Consider the following 19,513-nt stretch of genomic DNA (forward strand, 5'->3'; position numbering starts at 1 on the left):
GGTGTGCCAAGGCGCGGCAGGCATGTCGATCGATGCGTGGAGCGAGCGGTGAAGTCCCTGAAATCTCAGGACTTTTTGCGCTGAGCGGAGGAGCGGCTTGCTATCGCATGATCCAGCCGATGGCCGGAATGCTTGATGAATCTATGAGGGCGCGGCAATTTGCAGCCGACGGGCCTTGCGAAATTTTGAGAGCAGCAGGCAATGGAATAAAAAAAACCCGGCAGGCAGAAACGCCCCCGGGTTCGAGACAACTAATCGGCAATCAGTCGCCGTGCACGGACATCAAGGCGGCGGGCCCTCCTCCTCCATCTTCTTGACCCGATAGGCCAACTGCGCGCGCGTCATGCCAAGCAGGCCGGCAGCGTGGGTGAAATTCCCTTGTGCCGCCCGAAACGCGGCCTTCACCAGCGTGTTCTCGACATCAATAAGTGACACATTGGACCGCGCGACGATGCCTTCTGCCCACAGCGTGAGTGCCTCCGCCTCCTGCGCAGCCTCCATGGAGACGGACTCCAGGTGGAAATCGCGCCTCTCCGCGAGCAACCCCTGTTCATTGGGTGCCATCGGCATGTGTGCGCCCATCTCACTGTCGACGGTGACGAGTTGGTGGTAACCAAGCGGCTGGTCGTCCTCGCCCAGGATCACCCCGCGCTCGATCACGTTCTCGAGTTCGCGTACATTGCCGGGCCAGCGATAGTTCAGCAGGATCTGGAGTGCCTGCGCCGTGACGCCGGAAATGCGCCGGCCGTAGCGCTCGCTGTACTTGCGCAGCAGGTGCTCGAGCAGCAGCGGGATATCATCGCGGCGTTCCCGCAGCGGCGGAATCTGGATCGGGAATACGTTCAGGCGGTAGTAGAGATCCTGACGGAAGCGGCCTTCGCCGACCGCGGCCCACAGGTTTTCGTTGGCGGCGGCGATAATGCGCACGTCGACGCGCCGCGTGACGGTACTGCCCAGCGATTCAAACTCTCCCGTCTGGATCACGCGCAGCAACTTGCCCTGTGCCGTCATCGGCAGGCTGCTGATCTCATCCAGAAACAGCGTGCCGCCGTCGGCAACCTGGAATCGTCCGCGCCGCGCTTCTCCCGCACCCGTAAATGCACCGCGCTCTACGCCGAAGAGTTCGGCCTCCATCAACTGCTCGGGAATCGCTGCGCAATTGAGTTCGAGGAAAGGCTTGTCCGAACGCGTGCTTCTGCGCTGGATTTCTCGCGCAAAGGCGCTCTTGCCGACCCCGCTTTCACCGAGCAGCAGGACCGTCGCCGTGGTCGGTGCGACGCGCTGGATCTTGTGCATGACATTGTTGAACGCGACGGAAGCGCCAATCACGCCGCGCCGCTCGGCACCTCGCGGCATGCTCTCCTGGCGCGCGGCAATGGATGGCGCCTCTGCCTGCCCGGGCTGCTCCGGCGCGGACATCCTGAATGGCCGAGGCTCGAAGTACGCGAGATCCAGTTCCGCATCCGGCCAGTCCTCCACCGGACGCGCAATACAGCGGCAAACGTCCGAGCCCATGGCACGGCACTCGACTTCGCGCACAAGGATGCGCCGGCCCACGCAGGTACTCAGGAAGCCAGACGCATAGCCGACCTCCATCCAGCATGCAGGCGAAAAGCCTATGCCGAAGGCCTCGATGTGGAACTGGTCTTCATAGCTGTTCTTCCAGTAGAAATCGATGAAGCAAATCCCCTTCTCGATATCGAGATTCTGCGAGACCACCGTTGGCGGGCTGACAATGCCCTGCAAGGCATGGAAGTACCCGCCACTGATCAGCAGCCTGTCCACCGAAGTGCCGGGCGGCTGCATTTTCAACGCCAGTTCCGCGTCGCGGCAGCCCGCGGAATAGCCAAAGCGGGTGAGCAAACCACGTGTCGCCTCCATCCCCACGCTCAGGATGAATTCCTGCCGCAAGGCGCCGAGCGATTCTGCGTGCAGGAGAACCATGCGGCGGCCCTCAAGCCAGATAAGCCCCTCCGCCGGGTTGAAATGCAGTTGCTTGAGAACGTCGGCGGCCTGGAGACTGGGAATGAATTCCGCTGCCGGCTCGGCCGGCTTCCTGCTTCGTGTCTTGTTCAATGTCTTCCTCCTGCCTTACATCATCTCCGTGGCATGCAGTGCCGCTCGTCGTTTTTCTCTGGCATCTGTGATCTGAGTATAAGACAGTGCAAAACGAGCATCGCACGCCAGTCTCAAGGCAATCGCAGTACGGTACGGAAGCCGAGGTGCATGGTCGATAGCGTCGGATCCTGAGGTTGCCGGGAAGACGGCCGGTAGCGGATACAGAAATTGGGCGCGCACAGAAAAGATCCGCCCTTGATCACACGCTCGGCCTGCTGCCTCCTGCCGGAATCCGCTTCCAGCCGGACTACCATCGGATTCTCTGCCGCGTCGTGCGGATGCCGGTCGCGGTAGATGTCGCGGGTCCACTGCCAGACATTGCCGACCGCGTCGAAGAGTCCGTAGCCATTGGGTGCGAAGCAACCAACCGGTGCGGTCCCCTTGTAGCCGTCCTTCACCTGAGGGCTGGCGGGAAAGTCCCCTTGCCAGGTGTTGGCCGGCTGCTGCCCGTCGACAGGCCGGGCATTGCCCCAGGGATACGTAGCACCGTCGCGCCCGCCGCGCGCGGCATATTCGTACTCCGCCTCGGTAGGCAAGTCCCGCCCCAGCCATCTGGCGTAGGCCATGGCATCGTCGTAGCTCACATGCACCACGGGATGGTGCGCCAGCCCTCGCAAGTCGCTTCCCGGCCCGGTGGGGTGCCGCCAACTGGCGCCGGGCTGGAATTTCCACCATCGGTATGCGCGATCGAACGGGCTGCCCGCCGTTGGCCAGTTGAACACCACCGACCCCGGCACCAGCTGGCTTCCCGGTACACCCGGGAAGTCCTTCGCGTCGCGCCGGCGCTCTGCCGTGGTGAGATAGCCAGTCGCCCTGACGAACAAGGCAAACTCCGCATTGGTGACATGGTGGCGGTCGATCAAAAAACTGTCGAGCCTGACCAGGTGAACGTTGCGCTCCTCAGGATAGCCGGCATCCGATCCCATTCGGAACTGCCCGGCCGGGATCCTGACCATCCCGGCACGATTCGGCTGTCCGGCACGTGCCGGTCCGAAGTGCGCCGGCACGCCGTTATACGCTGCGCACAGGCGCTCCGCCGACGGATCCGGTGAAGCCATGGCGTGGCCGCCGATTGCCACCACGGCGACCATGCACCATGACAGTACGCCTTGCGCAGGGCTAGCGACGCGCACTGATGCCTTCGTCGGCGTAGTAGCTGTCGCCATTGCTGTATCCCTTGCGCCCTGCGAGGCCCGGCACATCCTGAACGCCGTTATCCCGCTGGTAAACCTCGTAATCGGCAATCAGTTCCTTGAGCTTTGCAGGGTGCTGCCGCGCAACATCCCGCTGCTCGGCTCTGTCATTCCGGAGGTTGTACAGCTGCCACGCGCCATTGCCCCATGGCGGATTGGCACTCACGATCTTCCAGTCGCCCTTGCGCAAGGCTTTGCGCCCGTTCAGCTCCCACCCCGCCAGGAATTCCCCCGCGTGCACCGCGTCCTGCTGGCCGCTGAGAAAGGCAAGCATCGACGTCCCGGTCATAGCAAGAACCGAGCGCCCTTTGTAGCCCCCCGCGGGACGCTGCACACCCGCCAGCTCCAGGATGGTCGGCGCCACGTCGGTGACATGAGCCGGGGCCTGGCTAAGCTGGCTGGCACGCACGCGCCTGGGTGCCACCGCAATCGCCGGCGAGGCAATGCCGCCTTCGTTAGCGAAAGCCTTGTACAGCTTCATCGGCGTCATGCTGACCTGGCCCCACCCCGGGCCGTATTCGACAAAGGAATCCGCTCGGCCAAGGTTGGCGAGGCTGTTGTCGGTGTGGTCGCGGACCCAGCCCAGGCCGGCCGGTTCATCGAGGATGCTGTTGCCGTCGGCACCATTGTCCGACATGAAAAAGATCAGGGTGTTGTCATATTGCCCCGTCTGCTTCAGGTGCTCCACCACGCGGCCAATCTCTGCGTCCATCGCTTCCACCATGGCCGCATACACCGCCACGCGCCTCGATTCGGACTGCCTTTGCGCCGGCGTCAGCTCACTCCACTTTGGCCACCTGGCATTCCCCGCGTAGGAATCCATGTCCCTCGGAACGATGCCTAGCGCCTTCATGCGCTCGAGCCTTTGCGCCCGGATGACGTCATACCCCACGTCGTACTTGCCCTCGTACTTCCTGATATAGGCATCGGGCGCCTGTAACGGCCAGTGCGGCGCGGTGAAAGCCAGATAGCCGAAGAAGGGCTTGCCGTCGCGATTGCTGTCGATATACGACAGCATCTTCTGCGCGAAGAAGTTGCTGGAGTAGAAGTCGGCAGGCACGTCGACCAGCTTGCCGTTCTCGCGATACATGGCCTTGGGCACCGTCTTGGGATCGGCGGAGGCAATGCCTCGCTGTCCGAAGTGGTTGGCAGCACCTTGAGTCAGCACGTACGACTGCTCGAAGCCTCGTGCCGCCGGACTCTGGGCTTCGCTCTGGCCCAGGTGCCACTTGCCGGTCATGTAGGTGTGATAGCCGGCATCCCGCAACAACTCCGGGAACGCGACCACGTTCTCGTTCAGGTAGCCCTCATAGCCAGGTTTGCCGCGCTGCTCCGGCACCATGGTCTCGGCCATGGCGCCAAGGCCGGCACGATGGCTATCCACACCTGACATCAACATGGCCCGGGTCGGCGAGCAAGTCGGCGCCACGTAGAACTGCGTCATACGCAAGCCCTGCCGCGCCAGGGCGTCGAGAGTGGGCGTATGAATTTCTCCGCCGAAGGCCCCGATGTCGGAGTACCCGAGGTCATCCGCCACGATCAGCAGAATATTCGGCCGCTGCGCCACACCGCGCAGTGCCTCATCCGCCGCAGACGCCCCGTTGGGGGTACCCGTTGCCAGCACAAAGGCCATCAACGGAATTGCTACCTGTCTCACTGTTGTCTCCCTCTTATTCTGGAACGTCCTGTCTGTCCGCAATCAGCGTGCCAACGTATTCCACGCGCATCGGCGGACATGAGGGAATGAGGCTCATGTCATTGATACTTCAGGAGTTTTGGCGGACGAAGAGGTGGGAGCGGGACTCGCCAGCGAGCGGCAGCGAGGCAATTCACTTGATAGTTTTCCGCACCGCGGTGCTTTCAGTGTCGCGCCGCTTGCGAATTTTTCGCAGGCTCAGCTGATCGCTGCGTGGATCGTCGGCGCTGAGCCTTGGAGGAAGAGCATGCCGTCGTCGTCGGGCATGATTTTGGGGAGCAGGTCACGGGTTCTCATCGCTGACCTTATGATGCGCCCAGCTCAGAATCGGCCAAAAACGGGGCGGCAAGAGCGCCAGAGCTTCATCCAGAGGGACCCAGCGAAACTCGTGGTGCTCCGGCCGACCGAGTTCGGCACTGACCGGGAGAGTTACATCTCCCTGACGCGACAATGCGAGGTAGAGGCGAGCAACCTTGCCTTTCGAATACGGCTCGGTCTCGCGATACGCCTCACCCCAGGACAATTCCAGCTCAGACAGGCCCGTTTCCTCTGTGGTCTCGCGCAGCGCCGCCTGCAACAGTTCTTCGCCGGGCTCCGGCTGCCCCTTGGGGAAGTCCCAGTTCCGATACGCGCGCAGGACAAGACAGCGCCACTGGCCGTCGAATTGCCGCATGACAACCAGACCTGCTGAACGCTTTGCTACGGTCATCTTCCGATTTCCTGCGGCTCCGGAACTGAGGCCTCGGGAGGCATGGCAGGCAGTATGCTCCGGATCAGCGAAGCCGGCGTCAGTCGACCTTGACGTCCAGTTCCTTCACGACGCCTGCCCATTTGCTCAACTCGGCATGGATGAAGCGGCCAAGTTCGGCGGGACTGCTGCTGGCCGGTGTCGCCCCTTCTCCATGGAAGCGCTGAATCAGTTTGGGCGAAGCGAGTGACCTGGCGACTGCCTTGTTCAGGGCATCGATCACCGGCTGCGGCGTGTTTTTGGGCGCCAGCAGCGCATTCCAGGTATTGATCTCGAAGCTGCCGAAGCCCGGCACTTCACGCATGGCGGGCACATCGGGAAGTTGCGGCGAGCGCTCCTTCGTGGTGACTGCGATGGCACGAAGCCGACCCGCCTTGACTTGCGGCAAAGCGCCCGGCAGCGTGGCAAAGCTCAGCTGTGTCTCGCCGGCGATCACCGACGTATTGGCAAGCGCGCCGCCGCGATAGGGCACGTGCACAAGTTTGGCGTTGGCGTTCTGGGCGAACATCGCGCCGGCAAGGTGTACCGGGGACCCGTTGCCACTCGACGCATAGTTCAGCTCCCCCGACTTCTTACGGGCCAGCATCACGAGGTCCGGCACGGTTTTGGCCGGCAGATTCGCGGTCGTGATCAGCACCAGCGGGATCGAGGCGACCATGCTGATCGGCGCAAAGCCGGTGACCGGCTCGTAGCCGAGCGTCTTCTTGTACAAGGACGGGTTGATACCGTGGCTCGATACCGTTGCCATGAACAGCGTATAGCCGTCCGGCGCGGACTGCTGCACAAAGGCGGCCGCGGAGTTGCCGGCCGCGCCAGGCTTATTCTCGATGATCACCGATTGCTTCAGTTCGCTAGCCAGTTGTTCGGCCAGTGCCCGCGCCAGGATGTCGGTGGTGCCCCCGGCCGCATAGCCCACCACGATGCGAACGGGCTGCTGGGGATACTGGGCAGCCGCCTGGCCTGCCAGGCACAGTCCGGCCATCGCCACGGCGAAAATCCGCGTCTTGTTCATGCTTGTCTCCTCTTGGTATATGTCCGCCACGTCATGCGAGGCGATATCGCCGGGATCGTGGGATCCCAGGATGCAAGGCTGGTTGGAAGCCTGTCGGCAGCCTATTTGCCGGTGAACACCGGGCTGCGTTTTTCCGCGAAGGCGCGCTTGCCCTCGCGGTAGTCGTTGCTGGCGAAACACTGCATCACCAGCTGCTGCATGCCAGCGATATCGACCTCTGGCCCCAGCTGCTGCAACTGGCGGATCATGCGTTTGCCGGCGCGCAACGTCAGCGGCGCGTTGGCGGCAATCTGGTCGAGCCGGACCTGCAGCGCGGCGTCAAGGGCGGCCGCATCGGCCGTATCCGTGACCTGGTTCACCAGGCCCAGCGCCCTGGCGTCGGCGGCTGCATAGCGGTTCGCCGTCAGGAAGATTTCGAGCGCATTGGCGGCACCCACGGTGCTCACCAGGTTGCGGATGGCGGTCAACCGGTAGCCCAGCCCGAGCTTGCCCGCGGGAATGGCAAAGGTGCTGTCCGCCGATGCAATCCGGATATCGCAGCACAGGGCGATGTTCAGGCCACCGCCAATGCAGTAGCCCTTGATCCGGGCGAGCGTGGGCTTGGCATAGTCGTAGAGCGCGAGCTGGGCGGTCTCGGCCACTTGCTCGTACGCCGCGACGGCTTCTTCGGCGGAGCGCAGGTTGTCGAACTGGGAAATGTTGGCGCCGCTGACGAAGGCGCGCTCTCCGGCGCCGGTGAGCACCACCGAGCGGACCTCGTCGTCCCGCTCGAACGCGGCGAGCGCCTTGGGCAGTGCCGCCCACATGTCGAACGACACCGCGTTGTGGCGGCCTGGATCGTTAAAGGTAATCCAACCTGTGCTGCCCCGTTTTTCCACCAGCAGGGTATCGGTGATTTCACCTTCAAGTATGCTTGTCGTGCTCATGTTGTCGTTCCTGGCCCTCGGGCCCTGTGTCGTTCGATGCCATTGGTCAGATGCAGGCGCATGGCCGCGCGTGCCTCGTCCGCGTTGCCGGCGGCAATGGCATCGAAAATCGCGTGGTGTTCTTTCTCGATCTCGGCAATACGCGAGGTGCCGGTCGAGGTCGAGCGCAGCGTTCGTACCGAGTCGTGCAGCACATGGCTCAGGTGCGCCATCAGGCGGACGAAGTACGGGTTATTGGTGGCATTGCCCACCGCGAGGTGGAAGTCGAGCGCGGTGTCCGCGCCCTTCTCCCAGTCTCCGCCCGCCGCATCGACCTTCACCAGCGCCATCCGCAGCGCCTCCAGTTGCTGGGGGGTACGGAACCGTGCCGCCAGCGCCGCCGCCCCCGATTCGATCTCGACCCGCAGCTGGAAAACGTGCTCGAGTGCGTCCTTCTGCAGCAGCTCATCGGTGACGATCTCAAAATTGCGCTGCCCAATCCCTTGCGCGACGAATGAACCAGTGCCGCGTCGGGTCTCGACGTAGCCCGACAGCTTGAGCCGCGCGATCGCCTCGCGCACGACATTGCGGCTCACGTCAAACGCCGTGGCCAGCTCATGCTCCGTCGGCAGGCGCTGCCCGTGAGCGAGCGTGCCGTCGAGGATGCGCTGTCGGATCTGGTGCGCAATCTCGTCAGGCAGGTTGTCCGGCCGGCGCAGGCTCTTGAATCCGCGGATCTCGGTGTCGAGGTGGTCCTTCATCAGTATCTCCGTCATGTCTGCAGCCCCGCTTTCGAGGCGATCACGTCGGATATGTTAACGCCCAATCAGATCACCCCCTGTGCCGCGAGCGCTTCGATGCGGGCCGCATCCAGACCGAGCATCGACCGGTAGACGTCGTGGTTGTGCTCCCCGGTCGCGGGCGCCGGTGCCAGTTTTCCCGGCGCCGTGCGGCTCAGGATCACCGGTTGGCCGACCACGGAGATTTGGCCCAGCGTCGGGTGTTCGATCGGCTGGCTCATGCGAAGGTGTTCCACCTGCGGATCGGCAAAGGCCTGATCCATGCTCAGGATGGGACCGCACGGCACACCTTCGCGGTTCATGCTGCCGATCCACGCCTCGGTGGTGCGAGCGCGTGTGCGTTCGGCGATCGCGGCGTTCAGCGCTGGGCGGTTGCGGGCACGCAGCGGCACCGACAGGAAGCGCTCGTCCGTCACCAGGTCGGGCAACTCCAGCACCTTGCATAGCCGCGCAAAGATATCGTTGCCCATGGCGGCGATATTCATGTAGCCGTCCTGCGTGGGGAACACGCCGGTCGGGCTGCTGGTGGGATGATCGTTGCCGCTCTGGCCGGGCACCTCGCCGTTCATCAGCCAGCGCATGGCCTGGAAGTCCATCATCCAGAGCTGCGATTGCAGCAGCGAGGTTTGTACCCACTGCCCTTCACCGGATGCCTCACGCTCCAGCAGCGCGACCATCACGCCGATCGCACAGAACAAGCCCGCGGTCAGGTCCGCCACCGGAATGCCCGCCCGCATGGGTCCGCGCCCAGGTTCGCCGGTGACGGACATCATGCCCGATATGCCCTGCGCGATCTGGTCCAGGCCCGGCCGGTCGTGGTACGGGCCGTCCTGACCGAAGCCGGAGACGCTGCCGTACACGATGCGCGGATTGACCTTGCGCAAGGACTCATAGTCGATGCCCAGCTTGAATTTGACCGCCGGCCGGTAGTTCTCGACCACCACGTCGGCCTTGCGCACCAGATCCAGAAACAGCGCACGTCCCTCCGGATGCTTGAGGTTAAGCGTGATGCTTTGCTTGTTACGGTGCGTGTTCTGGTAGTCGGCAAACTGTGCCGAGCCGCCCGGCTTGTCGTCGGGCGCCTGGCCCGGTTCTTCGATCTTGATGACCGTCGCGCCCCAGTCGGCGAACTGGCGTACGGCGGCCGGGCCAGAGCGCACGCGCGTCAGGTCGAGCACGGTGAATCGGGAAAGCGGACCACGTCCCACAATTTGTCTCCTGTCTTTTGCCATCCCCACATCAAGTGGGATGTTGGACATCCTATATAAAAAAATAGCGGATCGATCCTCGCGTAAACCCGCACTTACCGCTGCCGCCCCGGCCTGATGTCCCTTGCTCCAAGTCCCTTGGCCACGTCATATGGAATCCCGCCATATACTCCGCATTACACCCTTCACCCGAAGCCAAACCATGGATTACACCCCCGGTATCAGCCAGCTTGCCGGCCTGCTTGCCGACCCCGGCCGCGCCGCCATGCTATGGGCCCTGATGGACGGCAGCGCCCGCCCCGCCGGTGAACTCGCGCTGATCGCCGGCCTGTCGGCGTCGTCCACCAGCGGGCACCTGGCGCGGCTGACCGAGGGCGGGCTGCTGGCGGTGGAGACGCACGGGCGCAACCGGTACTACCGGCTGGCAGCGCCGGAGATCGGCGTGGCGATCGAGGCGCTGGCGTCGGCGTCGCTGGCCAGCCGGCCGCCGCGGCTGCGCGACGTGCCGGTGTCGCGCACCGCGCCGCCGGCACTGCGGCAGGCGCGTACCTGCTACGACCACCTGGCGGGCGAGTTGGCGGTGGGGCTGTTCGAACGGATGACGCATAGCGGCTGGCTGGTGCTGGACGCCCAGCGCGTGGCGCTGAGCGGCGACGGCGCGCAGGCGCTGGCCGGACTGGGCGTCGACATTGCTGCGGCGCGGCGCAAGCGGCGCCAGTTCGCCTGCACCTGCCCGGACTGGAGCGAGCGCAAACCCCACCTCGGCGGCGCGCTGGGCGCGGCGCTGCTGGGCAGCCTGCTGGAGCGCGGCTGGATCGAGACCACGCGCGCGTCGCGCGCGTTGCGCGTGACACCGGCGGGCCAACGCGAGATCATTCGCATCGCCGCATAAATCGCGGCATGATTAAGCCGCACGGCACCACAGGAGATCTCGCATGGCCACACCGCTGGACGACGACACGCAGGACGCGATCGCGCGTTTCTTCGCCCTGATCAACCTCGACGACAGCGCGCAGACGGCGGCGCAGCTGTCGATGTTCGAAGACGCGCTGCTTGACGCCGAGGACGACGACACCGACGGCGGCGAGCTGCTGTGGGTGGTGCGCGAAGTCATCGACTGGCAATCCGGCTTCTTCGTCGACTGGAAGGACTGCCAGTCCTTTATCGGCTGCCTGAACCAGCTGTGCGAGCGCATCGACCTGGAACTCGACTGGGGCACGGACGAACCCGAAGACGAATCGTTCCTGGAGGGCACCAGCGTGCCCGAGCTGATGGAACTGGCGCACAACCAGCTGCGCGTAGCCGGCTATACGCTGTGGAACTGGGATACCGGCGGCGATGCCTACGCCGGCTGGATCACGCGCAGCGAGGATGATGAAGAGATGCTCGACCTGGCCGAGCAATTGCGCTTCGAGGTCCGGCCCGCGAGCCAGCCTTACTGAGCCTGCCTTACTGAGCCGGCCGCACCGGCGGCTGGCTAAGGCGCCAGCGTTTCCCGCTTGCGCGCCGGCGGGCGCCGGGTCTCTGGCACGCCGACGGTCTGCTCCAGCACGTCAAGGAATACGCGCACGCTGGCCGGCATCAGCTTGCGCGCCGGCATCAGCACGTAGACCTTGAGCGGCGACGAGGTATAGGCCGGCAGCACTCGCACCAGTTGCCCCAGCGCCAGCTGTTCCTGCACAAACCGCGGCGACAGCCGCGTCACCCCCAGTCCGTCAATGGCGGCCTTCAGCCGCAGCTCGGCGTTGTGGGTGCCGATGCGCGGCTCCACGTCCACGCGCGCGATCTCGACGCCGTCGCGCAGGAATTCCCAATGCTTGTCATCCGCATTGCCCAGCGTGGGCCAGCCCTGCAGGTCCTGCGGCGTGCGTGGCAGCCCGCGCGCGCGGATCAGCCCCGGCGCGGCGTAGAAGGCGCGCTCGATCAGCACCACGCGCTTGCTGGCGAACGAGGTGTCGTGCAGCCCTGTGTTGGTCATGACGAACGCCAGGTCGTAGCCATGGCGGACCAGGTCGGGCTGGTCCCAGCTGACATCGACCTGCACGCGCAGGCCCGGGTGCGCACGCAACACCCGCGTCAGCGCTTCCGACAGATGCTGCGAGCCGACTTCATACGGGGTGGAGATGCGCAGCACGCCGCTGACCTCGGCGCTGCCCGAGGCGGCTTCGGCGTTGATTTCGTGCAGCTCGGCGAACAGTGGGGCAACGCGGTCGTAGAGCTGCTGGCCGCGCTCGGTGACGCGCACGCGGCGCGTGGTGCGCTCGAACAACCGCGCGCCGAGCTGGCCTTCCAGCCGCGCCACGGCGGCGCTGGCGGAGGACTTGGGCACTTGTGCAAGTTCGGCGCCTTGGGTGAAGCCGCCGCCTTCCACCACACGGCAGAAGATTTCCCAGTCTTTCCAGTCGATTGTCTTCATGGGGGGAAGCGATGGGTAGGGGTTGGGAGCGGCAGCCATTGAGGGCGGCATTGTCCCACAGTGTGGACAATGGCGCGCATCCATGCAAATTGCCCCGATGATGCAAATTCACCTTGAGGATCTGCATGTAAACGCTCTAAAACAATCGATACGGTGCAGTGCCTGCAATCCGACGTGGCCGCCAAGAACCAAGGAGACCCGCGCCATGACCCAGCCCTTCCCGCCCCTTGCCTGCCTGGCCGGCAATTTCGCGCCGATCCTGATGGAATGCGATGCGCACGACCTGCCGGTCAGCGGCGAACTGCCACGCGCACTGCGCGGCACGCTCTACCGCAACGGCCCGAATCCACAGCACGCGCCGCGCGACGACCGCTACCACTGGTTTATCGGCGACGGCATGGTGCATGCCTTCCACATCGAGGACGGCCGCGTGCGCTACGGCAACCGCTGGGTGCGCACCAACAAGTTCGAGCGCGAGCGCGCCGCGGGGCGCGCGCTGTTCGGCAGTTGGGGCAACCCCGCCACTACCGATGCCTCGGTGCAGGGGCAGGAAGACGGTGTCGCCAATACGCATATCGTCTGGCACGCCAACCGGCTGCTGGCGCTGGAAGAAGCCGACCTGCCGGTCGAGATGGATCCTCACTCCCTCGCCACGCGCGGCAACTGCACCTTCGGCGGCGAACTGGCGGGTGCGTTCACCGCGCATCCCAAAATCGATCCGGTCACCGGGGAAATGGTGTTCTTCGCCTATGCGGCAACCGGTCCCTTCACGCCGACGATGCGCTTTGGCGTGGTCGATGGCGACGGCCGCCTGGTGCGGCTGGAACACTTTGAAGCACCCTATGCCAGCATGGTCCACGACTTCATGGTCACGCAGCAGCATGTGCTGTTCCCGGTGATGCCGCTGACCGGCAGCATGGCGCGCGCCATGCGCGGCGAGCCCGCCTATGCGTGGGAGCCGCAGATGGGCACGCACGTCGGCATCATGCCGCGCGGCGGCAGCGTGGCACAGATGCGGTGGTTCCGCGGCGAGGCATGCTACGTGTTCCACGTGATGAACGCCTGGGACGACGGCGGGCGCATTGTCGCCGACGTGATGGAGTACCCGCGCGCCCCGTTGTTCGGCAGTGGCGCCGAGGGCCCGGACAATCGCGCGCGGCTGTGCCGCTGGACGTTCGACCTCGGCGGCAATACGGACACGTTCACGCGCGCGCGGATCGACGACATGCCGGGCGAATTCCCCCGCATCGACGAGCGCTTTGCCACGCTGCCCTACCGTCATGGCTACTTCGCCTCGCGCCAGCATGACGCCAGCGGTCCCGGCACCTACGACACGCTGGTGCATCTGGACCTGCAGACCGGCGCGCGGCACAGGCACGCATTGCCGGCCGGCGACCTGGTGTCCGAACCGGTCTTCGTGCCGCGCGCGCCGGACAGCGCCGAAGGCGACGGCTGGCTGCTGGCGACCGTGTATCGCGGCGGCGAGCACCGCAGCGACCTGGCGGTCTATGACGCGACCGCCATCGAGGCCGGCCCGGTTGCACTGGTGCACCTTTCGCACCGCGTGCCGTTCGGCTTCCACGGCAGCTGGCGGTGCGCGGCGCAGCCCTGAGACGAGCGCCGCTTATTCAAACCCTTACTCGAACAGGATCACCGAACGCGCCAGCTCGCCGCGGCGCAGTTCATCGAAGGCATCGTTGATGCGCTCCAGCGGCAGGCGCTGCGCGATCAGCTCGTCCAGGTGCAGCCGGCCGGCCATGTAGAAATCGACCATGCGCGGCATGTCGACCGGGAAGCGGTTCGAGCCCATCAGCGAGCCCTGGATGCGTTTCTCGCCGAGGAAGTCGCTGCCCTTCAGTTCGATCTTGACGCCCGGCGCGATCATGCCGATCACGGTGGCGGTGCCGCCGCGGCGCAGCATGGCAAAGGCCTGCTCGGTGGTCTGCTTCAGGCCGATGGCCTCGAAGGCGTGATGCACGCCGCCGCCGGTCAGCGCGCGCACGGCATCGAGCACGTCGGCATTGCCGGCATCGATCACGTCGGTGGCGCCGAACTTGCGCGCCAGTTCCAGCTTGGCCGGCACGCGGTCGATGGCGATGATGCGCCCGGCGCCGGCGATCGCGGCACTGTTGACCGTGGCCAGGCCGATGCCGCCGCAGCCGATCACGGCCACGGTCTCGCCCGGCTGTACCTTGGCGGTATGGATGACCGCACCCATGCCCGTGGTGACGGCGCAGCCGATCAGCGCGGCGCGGTCCAGCGGCATGTCGCGGCGGATCGCCACCAGCGCGTGTTCGTGGATCAGCATCTGCTCGGCAAAGGCCGACAGGTTCAGGAACTGGTTCATGGGTCCGCCCTGTGGCGCCATCAGACGCGGCTCCTCGCCCTCGCGGCGGCGGGTATCGGGCTCGACGCACAGCGACAGGTGCCCCGTCAGGCAATGCTCGCAACGGCCGCAGTACGCCGACAGGCAGGTGATGACGTGGTCGCCGGGCTTGACCGTGCGCACTTCGGCGCCAACCTGCTCGACCACGCCGGCGGCCTCGTGTCCCAGGATGGCTGGCATCGGGTACGGATAGGCACCGTCCAGGAAATGCAGGTCGGAGTGGCACACGCCCACGGCAGCGGTGCGCACCAGCACTTCGCGCGGCCCCGGCTTGCCGATGGCAACGTCTTCGATCACGAACGGGGTCTTGGGTTGATGCAGGACGGCGGCTTTCATCAGGTTTGCTCCGAGAAGCCCGCCATTCATGGCGGGGAGTGAAAGGAGTGCCGCCGGCAGGCGGCATTCCAACGTTAGAATGAGCGGCATGATTCGTGTCTACCGCTACCGGGTGAAGTCGCTCAACGGCCTGCTCAACAACCAGGCCCGAGCGGTGAACTACGTCTGGAACTTCTGCAATGACACGCAGAAGCTCCGATGCGGACGTGCATCGCCAGGGGTGGGAAGCTCCTGCCTTTAGGTAGGGGAGGACGTCAAAACGCTCCTTTGCGGCGGGCGTGCCGGGACGGCACGGTGTTATGGAAGCCGAAAACCATAACCGCAAACGATGGTTCAGGAAAGACGCGCCGCAGCAGCGCGGCGATGCTTACAACTCTTCCTTGATCGGGAGCACGCGCAACACGCCAATACCCAGATGCTGCAGCGCGCCCATGCCGGGCTCGCTGTCGTAGGTGGTGAGCTGCCCCTTCTCGCGCGTGGTCCAGGTCAGGCGCGCATTGCTGCCGTCGGCATCGGTGCGCACGCCGATGCGGTAGGCCATGTCGAGCAGGCCGTCCTCGGTGGTCTTGATCATGCGCTCGGCCAGCGCCGGGCTGTCGAGCACGATGCCCATCTCGGTATTCAGCTTGGCCGAGCGCGGATCCATGTTGAGCGAGCCGATGAACACCAGGCGCCGGTCGACGATGTAGTTCTTGGCGTGCAGGCTGGCGCGGCTCGACGACAGCCAGGAGCGCGATCGCGAACCCTTGGCGGCCTTGCCGCGCTGCGCCAGCTCGGCATAGGCGCTGGGCTTGAGTTCATACAGCTCGATGCCGGCGGCCACCAGTGCCTGGCGGTGCGGGGCATAGCCCGCATGCACGGCGCTGACGTCGGTGGCGGCGAAGGAATTGGTCAGGATGCGCACGCGGATGCCGCGCTTTGCGATCGCGATCAGCCAGGCCTCGCCGTCGTCGTCGGGGACGAAGTATGGCGAAATCAGCAGGACTTCCTTCTGCGCGCCGCTGATCATTTTCTCCAGCCGGGCAGTGGCATGGCCGGGATCGTCATGGGTCTGGTGAGTGATCTTGGCAGCCTTGTCAGAGACCACCGTGGCCTTGCCGGTGTAGGCAGGCATGCGGCCGCTTTCAATGCCCTTGGCCAGGCCCGAGTCGAGCAGGTCCTGCACATACTGGCTGGCCTTGGCCTGGTCGCCGCGCGCTTCCAGACGCTTGCGCAGGCCGCGCATTTCCACCGGCGCTTCCTTGCCCTCGGGAATCAGCGCCACCACCGGGTAGGAAGACTTGTCATTCCAGTATTCGTCGAAGACCGCCGATACCTGCGGCACCGCCGGGCCGGCGATCAGCACGTCGAGATCGCTGAAGTCCATGTCAGCGCGGGCGGAGAAGTAGGCATCGCCGATGTTGCGCCCGCCCACCACCGACATCTGGTTGTCCACCGTCATCGACTTGTTATGCATGCGCCGGTCCAGCCGGTTGAAATCCACCAGCATTTCCAGCCAGCGCAGGCTGCGGTTGGCGAACGGGTTGAACAGGCGCACTTCGATATTGGGATGCGAATCGATCGCCGACAGGATCTTGTCCACCTCGCCGCCGGTACGCAGGTCGTCGAGCAGCATGCGCACGCGCACGCCGCGGTCGGCGGCGTCGATGATGTCGCCCAGCACCGCGGCGCCGGTCCCGGTCGGCTCGAGGATGTAGGTCTGCAGGTCAAGGCTGCGCTGTGCGGCGCGGGCCATCGCCAGGCGCGCGGCCAGCGCATCGGGGCCGGACGAGAGCGGGTAGAACAGGGACTCGCCCGGGCGCTGGGCAAGGCGCGGGGCCAGCGCCTTGCCCAGCGGCGTATCCGTGGTCGTGGCGGTGGCGGCGGGCGCGCTGGACGGCGGGCGCTGGGCCGATGCCGGCAGGCTGGCGCAACCGGCCAGCCCCATGGCCAGCGCCAGCCCGAGCGTGATTGCCAGCGGCAGCGCTGCCAGCGGTTGCGAGCGCTGGCGGCAGGTATCGAACGGATCGTGGCAGAAGAATGTCTGAAACATCCATGGATCTCCCTGCGCCGCGAAGGCGCCCGGCCCGGACGCGCCGTGCACGCGGCTGCACACGGACTGCATGTGGCGTGCCAGGCCCGCTATCACGACAATACACCTCGGGAACAGGTGACGGCAGCGGTGCCACTCCTTTCCGCGCGGGGTCTTTGTCCTACATGGCCTGTGCGCTGCGGCACGGATGGCATTTGGGGTTGCATCCGGTCCGCGGCTTTTCCTGCACGGCGTTTTCTCCTATGATCCCGCCGCATGCCAGGTTGTATATACCGGCCCGTTGGCCGCCCCGGCGGCGGCACCGGGCGGCACCCTCCGGCCCGCGTTGCCTTCGCAGGCGATCCCCGGCATAGTTGCGCGCTTTTGCGCGTCCCGACCCGAATCCCGATGTCCAGCCAACCTTCCACTTCCGACGCGCCCGCGCCAACGCTGCGCCGCACGCTGCGCGCCCGCCATCTCACCATGATCGCCATCGGCGGCTCGATCGGCACGGGGCTGTTCGTGGCGTCCGGTGCCACCATCGCGCAGGCCGGGCCCGGCGGCGCGCTGGTCGCCTACATCCTGATCGGCGCGATGGTGTATTTCCTGATGACCAGCCTGGGCGAGCTGGCTGCGTACATGCCGGTATCGGGATCGTTCGCCACCTACGGCGCGCGCTATGTCGACGAAGGCTTTGGCTTCGCGCTGGGGTGGAACTACTGGTACAACTGGGCGGTGACCATCGCGGTGGAGCTGGCCGCCGCGCAGCTGGTCATGCTGTACTGGTTCCCCGACACGCCGGGCGTGCTGTGGAGTGCGCTGTTCCTCGGGCTGATGTTCGCGCTCAATGCCATCTCGGTGCGCGGCTTCGGCGAGGCGGAGTACTGGTGCGCGCTGGTCAAGGTGGTGACGGTGATCGCCTTTATCGGCATCGGCACGCTGATGATCTTCGGCATCCTGCGGGGCGACATGCCGGCCACGCACGGGCTGGCCAACCTGACCCTCGGCGATGCGCCCTTCGTGGGCGGGCTGCCGGCGCTGATCGGCGTGGCCATGATCGCCGGCTTCTCGTTCCAGGGCACCGAGCTGATCGGCGTGGCCGCCGGCGAATCGGCCGACCCGGCGAAGAACATCCCGCGCGCGGTGCGGCAGGTGTTCTGGCGCATCCTGCTGTTCTATGTGCTGGCGATCCTGATCATCGGCATCCTGATCCCATATACCGACCCCAGCCTGCTCAAGAGCGATGTGCAGACCTTAGGCGTGAGCCCGTTCACGCTCGTGTTCCGCCATGCCGGCCTGGCCTTTGCCGCCGGCGTGATGAACGCGGTGATCCTGACCGCCGTGCTGTCGGCCGGCAATTCCGGCATGTACGCATCGACCCGCATGCTCTACAACCTGGCCACCGAAGGGCGCGCGCCGCGCGTGTTCGCGCGGCTGACGCGCAACGGCGTGCCGCTGGTGGCGCTGCTGGCGACCACCGCGGTGGGTGCCCTGTGCTTCCTCACCTCGCTGTTCGAAAGCAAGTCCGTGTACCTGTGGCTGCTGAACCTGTCTGGCATGACCGGCTTCATCGCGTGGCTGGGCATCGCGGTCAGCCACTACCGCTTCCGCAAGGGCTTTGTCGCGCAGGGCCACGACCTGTCGCGCCTGCCCTACCGCTCGCCGTTCTTTCCCTACGGACCGATCTTCGCCTTCGCGCTGTGCCTGATCGTCACGCTGGGCCAGAACTACCAGGCCTTCACCAGCGGCAAGATCGACTGGGTCGGCGTGACCGCCACCTACATCGGCATCCCGATCTTCCTGGCGATCTGGGCCGGCTACCGCATCGTGCGCAAGACCCGCTTCGTGCGCTATGCCGAGATGGAATTCCCCGCACTGCCGGCCGGCGGCGACGGTGTCGCCATGCGCGCCGCCGCGCCGGTCGCGGGAGAATAGGCGCCGGTTCCAGAGCCGTTGTTGCCAGGCTTGGCCAGCGGCCATCAAAAGCCCAGTTCGCTGTGCGAGCCCAGCCGGATCAAAACTCGAGGATGACGGATAGCTCATTTTTGAGGCCCTGCAGCGCCGATCGGTATGGGCCTTTCAATTCGCGCTTGTAGTCTCGTCTGAATTGGCTCGTCGGTTCAATCGCCCTCATCGTTGAGATCCGCCATCAACGCCGCAACGGATCCAAATCTGCGCAGGCCGCCGGCCCGCGCTTCTTTCAGCGCGGCAATCGTTGCAGGGTTCGGAGTCATCAGCCCCGAAGGCAAAGCCTGCTCCAGCGCGATGCGGGTCAACAGCATGCGGACTGCGTCGGAAACGGTCAGACCCATTGCTTCCAGCACGGCCGCTGCCTCGTCCTTGATTTGCTGGTCGATCCGGGTGCGAACAAAGGTCGAGGCGGGCATGGCAGGCTCCTGCGGACAATAACGAAGTGGACGAGTGATTACTTGTCGAACGGCTAGCGTTCGGAGAAATCTTAAACCGGTGTAGCCACCTCGTAGCTCAATTGAGCTACACCCACCGGGATTTTTAAGGTGTAAGCCACGGTGCCAGCACGTGGCCGAAAGCAGGCTTCCATCTCCGTCGCTTTCGCAACAACACTTCAGCGCTCCGCCTTGACGCCACATGTTCGTTTGGCCATTATTCCGCTCTTCATTAAATGCGAATAATTCGCATTTGTATCAACATTTATACACAGGCCT

General features: G+C 65.2%; 16 protein-coding genes and 1 pseudogene. 5 read left to right on the top strand and 12 right to left on the bottom strand.

All coding sequences use genetic code 11. The features are described from left to right. Nucleotides 1-282: 282 nt before the first annotated feature. From ACIP1U_RS13200 to ACIP1U_RS13235, 8 genes are all read right to left on the bottom strand, one after another. A complete protein-coding gene (locus ACIP1U_RS13200; protein ID WP_400315368.1) occupies nt 283-2,076 on the bottom strand; it encodes a sigma 54-interacting transcriptional regulator in 1,794 nt (597 codons plus the stop codon). A gap of 113 nt (nt 2,077-2,189) precedes the next feature. Further along, the gene (locus ACIP1U_RS13205) at nt 2,190-3,284 is read right to left on the bottom strand and encodes a formylglycine-generating enzyme family protein (protein ID WP_400315370.1); all 1,095 of its coding nucleotides are present in this window, start codon (nt 3,282-3,284) and stop codon (nt 2,190-2,192) included. Further along, nucleotides 3,238-4,944: an arylsulfatase gene (locus ACIP1U_RS13210; protein WP_400315372.1), complete on the bottom strand. Its 1,707-nt coding sequence runs from the start codon at nt 4,942-4,944 to the stop codon at nt 3,238-3,240. The genes ACIP1U_RS13205 and ACIP1U_RS13210 overlap by 47 nt, the downstream gene beginning before the upstream one ends. A 346-nt stretch (nt 4,945-5,290) precedes the next feature. After that, nucleotides 5,291-5,716: an NUDIX domain-containing protein gene (locus tag ACIP1U_RS13215; protein WP_400315375.1), complete on the bottom strand. Its 426-nt coding sequence runs from the start codon at nt 5,714-5,716 to the stop codon at nt 5,291-5,293. 79 nt (nt 5,717-5,795) lie between these two features. Further along, nucleotides 5,796-6,767 (bottom strand): Bug family tripartite tricarboxylate transporter substrate binding protein, encoded by a 972-nt coding sequence (locus tag ACIP1U_RS13220; protein WP_400315378.1) that lies wholly within the window; start codon nt 6,765-6,767, stop codon nt 5,796-5,798. Nucleotides 6,768-6,868: 101 nt separating this feature from the next. Next, nucleotides 6,869-7,693 (bottom strand): enoyl-CoA hydratase, encoded by an 825-nt coding sequence (locus ACIP1U_RS13225; protein WP_400315381.1) that lies wholly within the window; start codon nt 7,691-7,693, stop codon nt 6,869-6,871. Further along, nucleotides 7,690-8,433: a FadR/GntR family transcriptional regulator gene (locus ACIP1U_RS13230; protein WP_400315384.1), complete on the bottom strand. Its 744-nt coding sequence runs from the start codon at nt 8,431-8,433 to the stop codon at nt 7,690-7,692. Before ACIP1U_RS13230 ends, ACIP1U_RS13225 begins: the two co-directional genes overlap by 4 nt. Nucleotides 8,434-8,498: 65 nt before the next feature. Next, the gene (locus ACIP1U_RS13235; RefSeq protein WP_400315387.1) at nt 8,499-9,680 is read right to left on the bottom strand and encodes a CaiB/BaiF CoA transferase family protein; all 1,182 of its coding nucleotides are present in this window, start codon (nt 9,678-9,680) and stop codon (nt 8,499-8,501) included. 202 nt (nt 9,681-9,882) lie between these two features. On the opposite strand from ACIP1U_RS13235, the gene ACIP1U_RS13240 reads away from it, so the two are divergent. Beyond that, nucleotides 9,883-10,572, top strand: a complete 690-nt coding sequence (locus ACIP1U_RS13240) for an ArsR/SmtB family transcription factor (protein WP_400315390.1) — start codon at nt 9,883-9,885, stop codon at nt 10,570-10,572. Between the two features lie 43 nt (nt 10,573-10,615). Continuing rightward, on the top strand, nt 10,616-11,122 hold the full coding sequence (locus ACIP1U_RS13245; RefSeq protein ID WP_400315393.1) for a hypothetical protein: 507 nt from the start codon (nt 10,616-10,618) through the stop codon (nt 11,120-11,122). 35 nt (nt 11,123-11,157) lie between these two features. On the opposite strand, the gene ACIP1U_RS13250 is transcribed toward ACIP1U_RS13245, so the two are convergent. Further along, nucleotides 11,158-12,096, bottom strand: a complete 939-nt coding sequence (locus ACIP1U_RS13250; RefSeq protein ID WP_400315396.1) for a LysR family transcriptional regulator — start codon at nt 12,094-12,096, stop codon at nt 11,158-11,160. Between the two features lie 205 nt (nt 12,097-12,301). Between ACIP1U_RS13250 and ACIP1U_RS13255 the strand changes: the two genes are divergently transcribed. After that, the gene (locus tag ACIP1U_RS13255; protein ID WP_400315398.1) at nt 12,302-13,708 is read left to right on the top strand and encodes a carotenoid oxygenase family protein; all 1,407 of its coding nucleotides are present in this window, start codon (nt 12,302-12,304) and stop codon (nt 13,706-13,708) included. Nucleotides 13,709-13,732: 24 nt separating this feature from the next. Here the strand turns inward: ACIP1U_RS13255 and ACIP1U_RS13260 are convergent, their stop codons facing one another. After that, nucleotides 13,733-14,818 carry a Zn-dependent alcohol dehydrogenase gene (locus ACIP1U_RS13260; protein WP_400315401.1) on the bottom strand — a complete coding sequence of 362 codons (1,086 nt, stop codon included), beginning with the start codon at nt 14,816-14,818 and terminating at the stop codon, nt 13,733-13,735. An 88-nt stretch (nt 14,819-14,906) separates the two neighbouring features. Between ACIP1U_RS13260 and ACIP1U_RS13265 the strand changes: the two are divergent. Further along, nucleotides 14,907-15,011 (top strand): annotated as a pseudogene (locus ACIP1U_RS13265) (RNA-guided endonuclease TnpB family protein); the annotation flags it as partial. 174 nt (nt 15,012-15,185) lie between these two features. Here ACIP1U_RS13265 and ACIP1U_RS13270 read toward each other — a convergent pair. Next, nucleotides 15,186-16,850 (bottom strand): phospholipase D family protein, encoded by a 1,665-nt coding sequence (locus tag ACIP1U_RS13270; protein ID WP_400315404.1) that lies wholly within the window; start codon nt 16,848-16,850, stop codon nt 15,186-15,188. A 387-nt stretch (nt 16,851-17,237) separates the two neighbouring features. Between ACIP1U_RS13270 and ACIP1U_RS13275 the strand changes: the two genes are divergently transcribed. Beyond that, entirely contained in the window at nt 17,238-18,764 is a 1,527-nt protein-coding gene (locus tag ACIP1U_RS13275) for an amino acid permease (RefSeq protein ID WP_400315407.1), read from the top strand. A gap of 185 nt (nt 18,765-18,949) precedes the next feature. On the opposite strand, the gene ACIP1U_RS13280 is transcribed toward ACIP1U_RS13275, so the two are convergent. Beyond that, on the bottom strand, nt 18,950-19,216 hold the full coding sequence (locus tag ACIP1U_RS13280; RefSeq protein WP_400315410.1) for a type II toxin-antitoxin system RelB/DinJ family antitoxin: 267 nt from the start codon (nt 19,214-19,216) through the stop codon (nt 18,950-18,952). Nucleotides 19,217-19,513 lie beyond the last annotated feature (297 nt).

It is taken from the genome of Cupriavidus sp. NPDC089707 (genome assembly GCF_044748965.1).
Taxonomy (GTDB): domain Bacteria; phylum Pseudomonadota; class Gammaproteobacteria; order Burkholderiales; family Burkholderiaceae; genus Cupriavidus.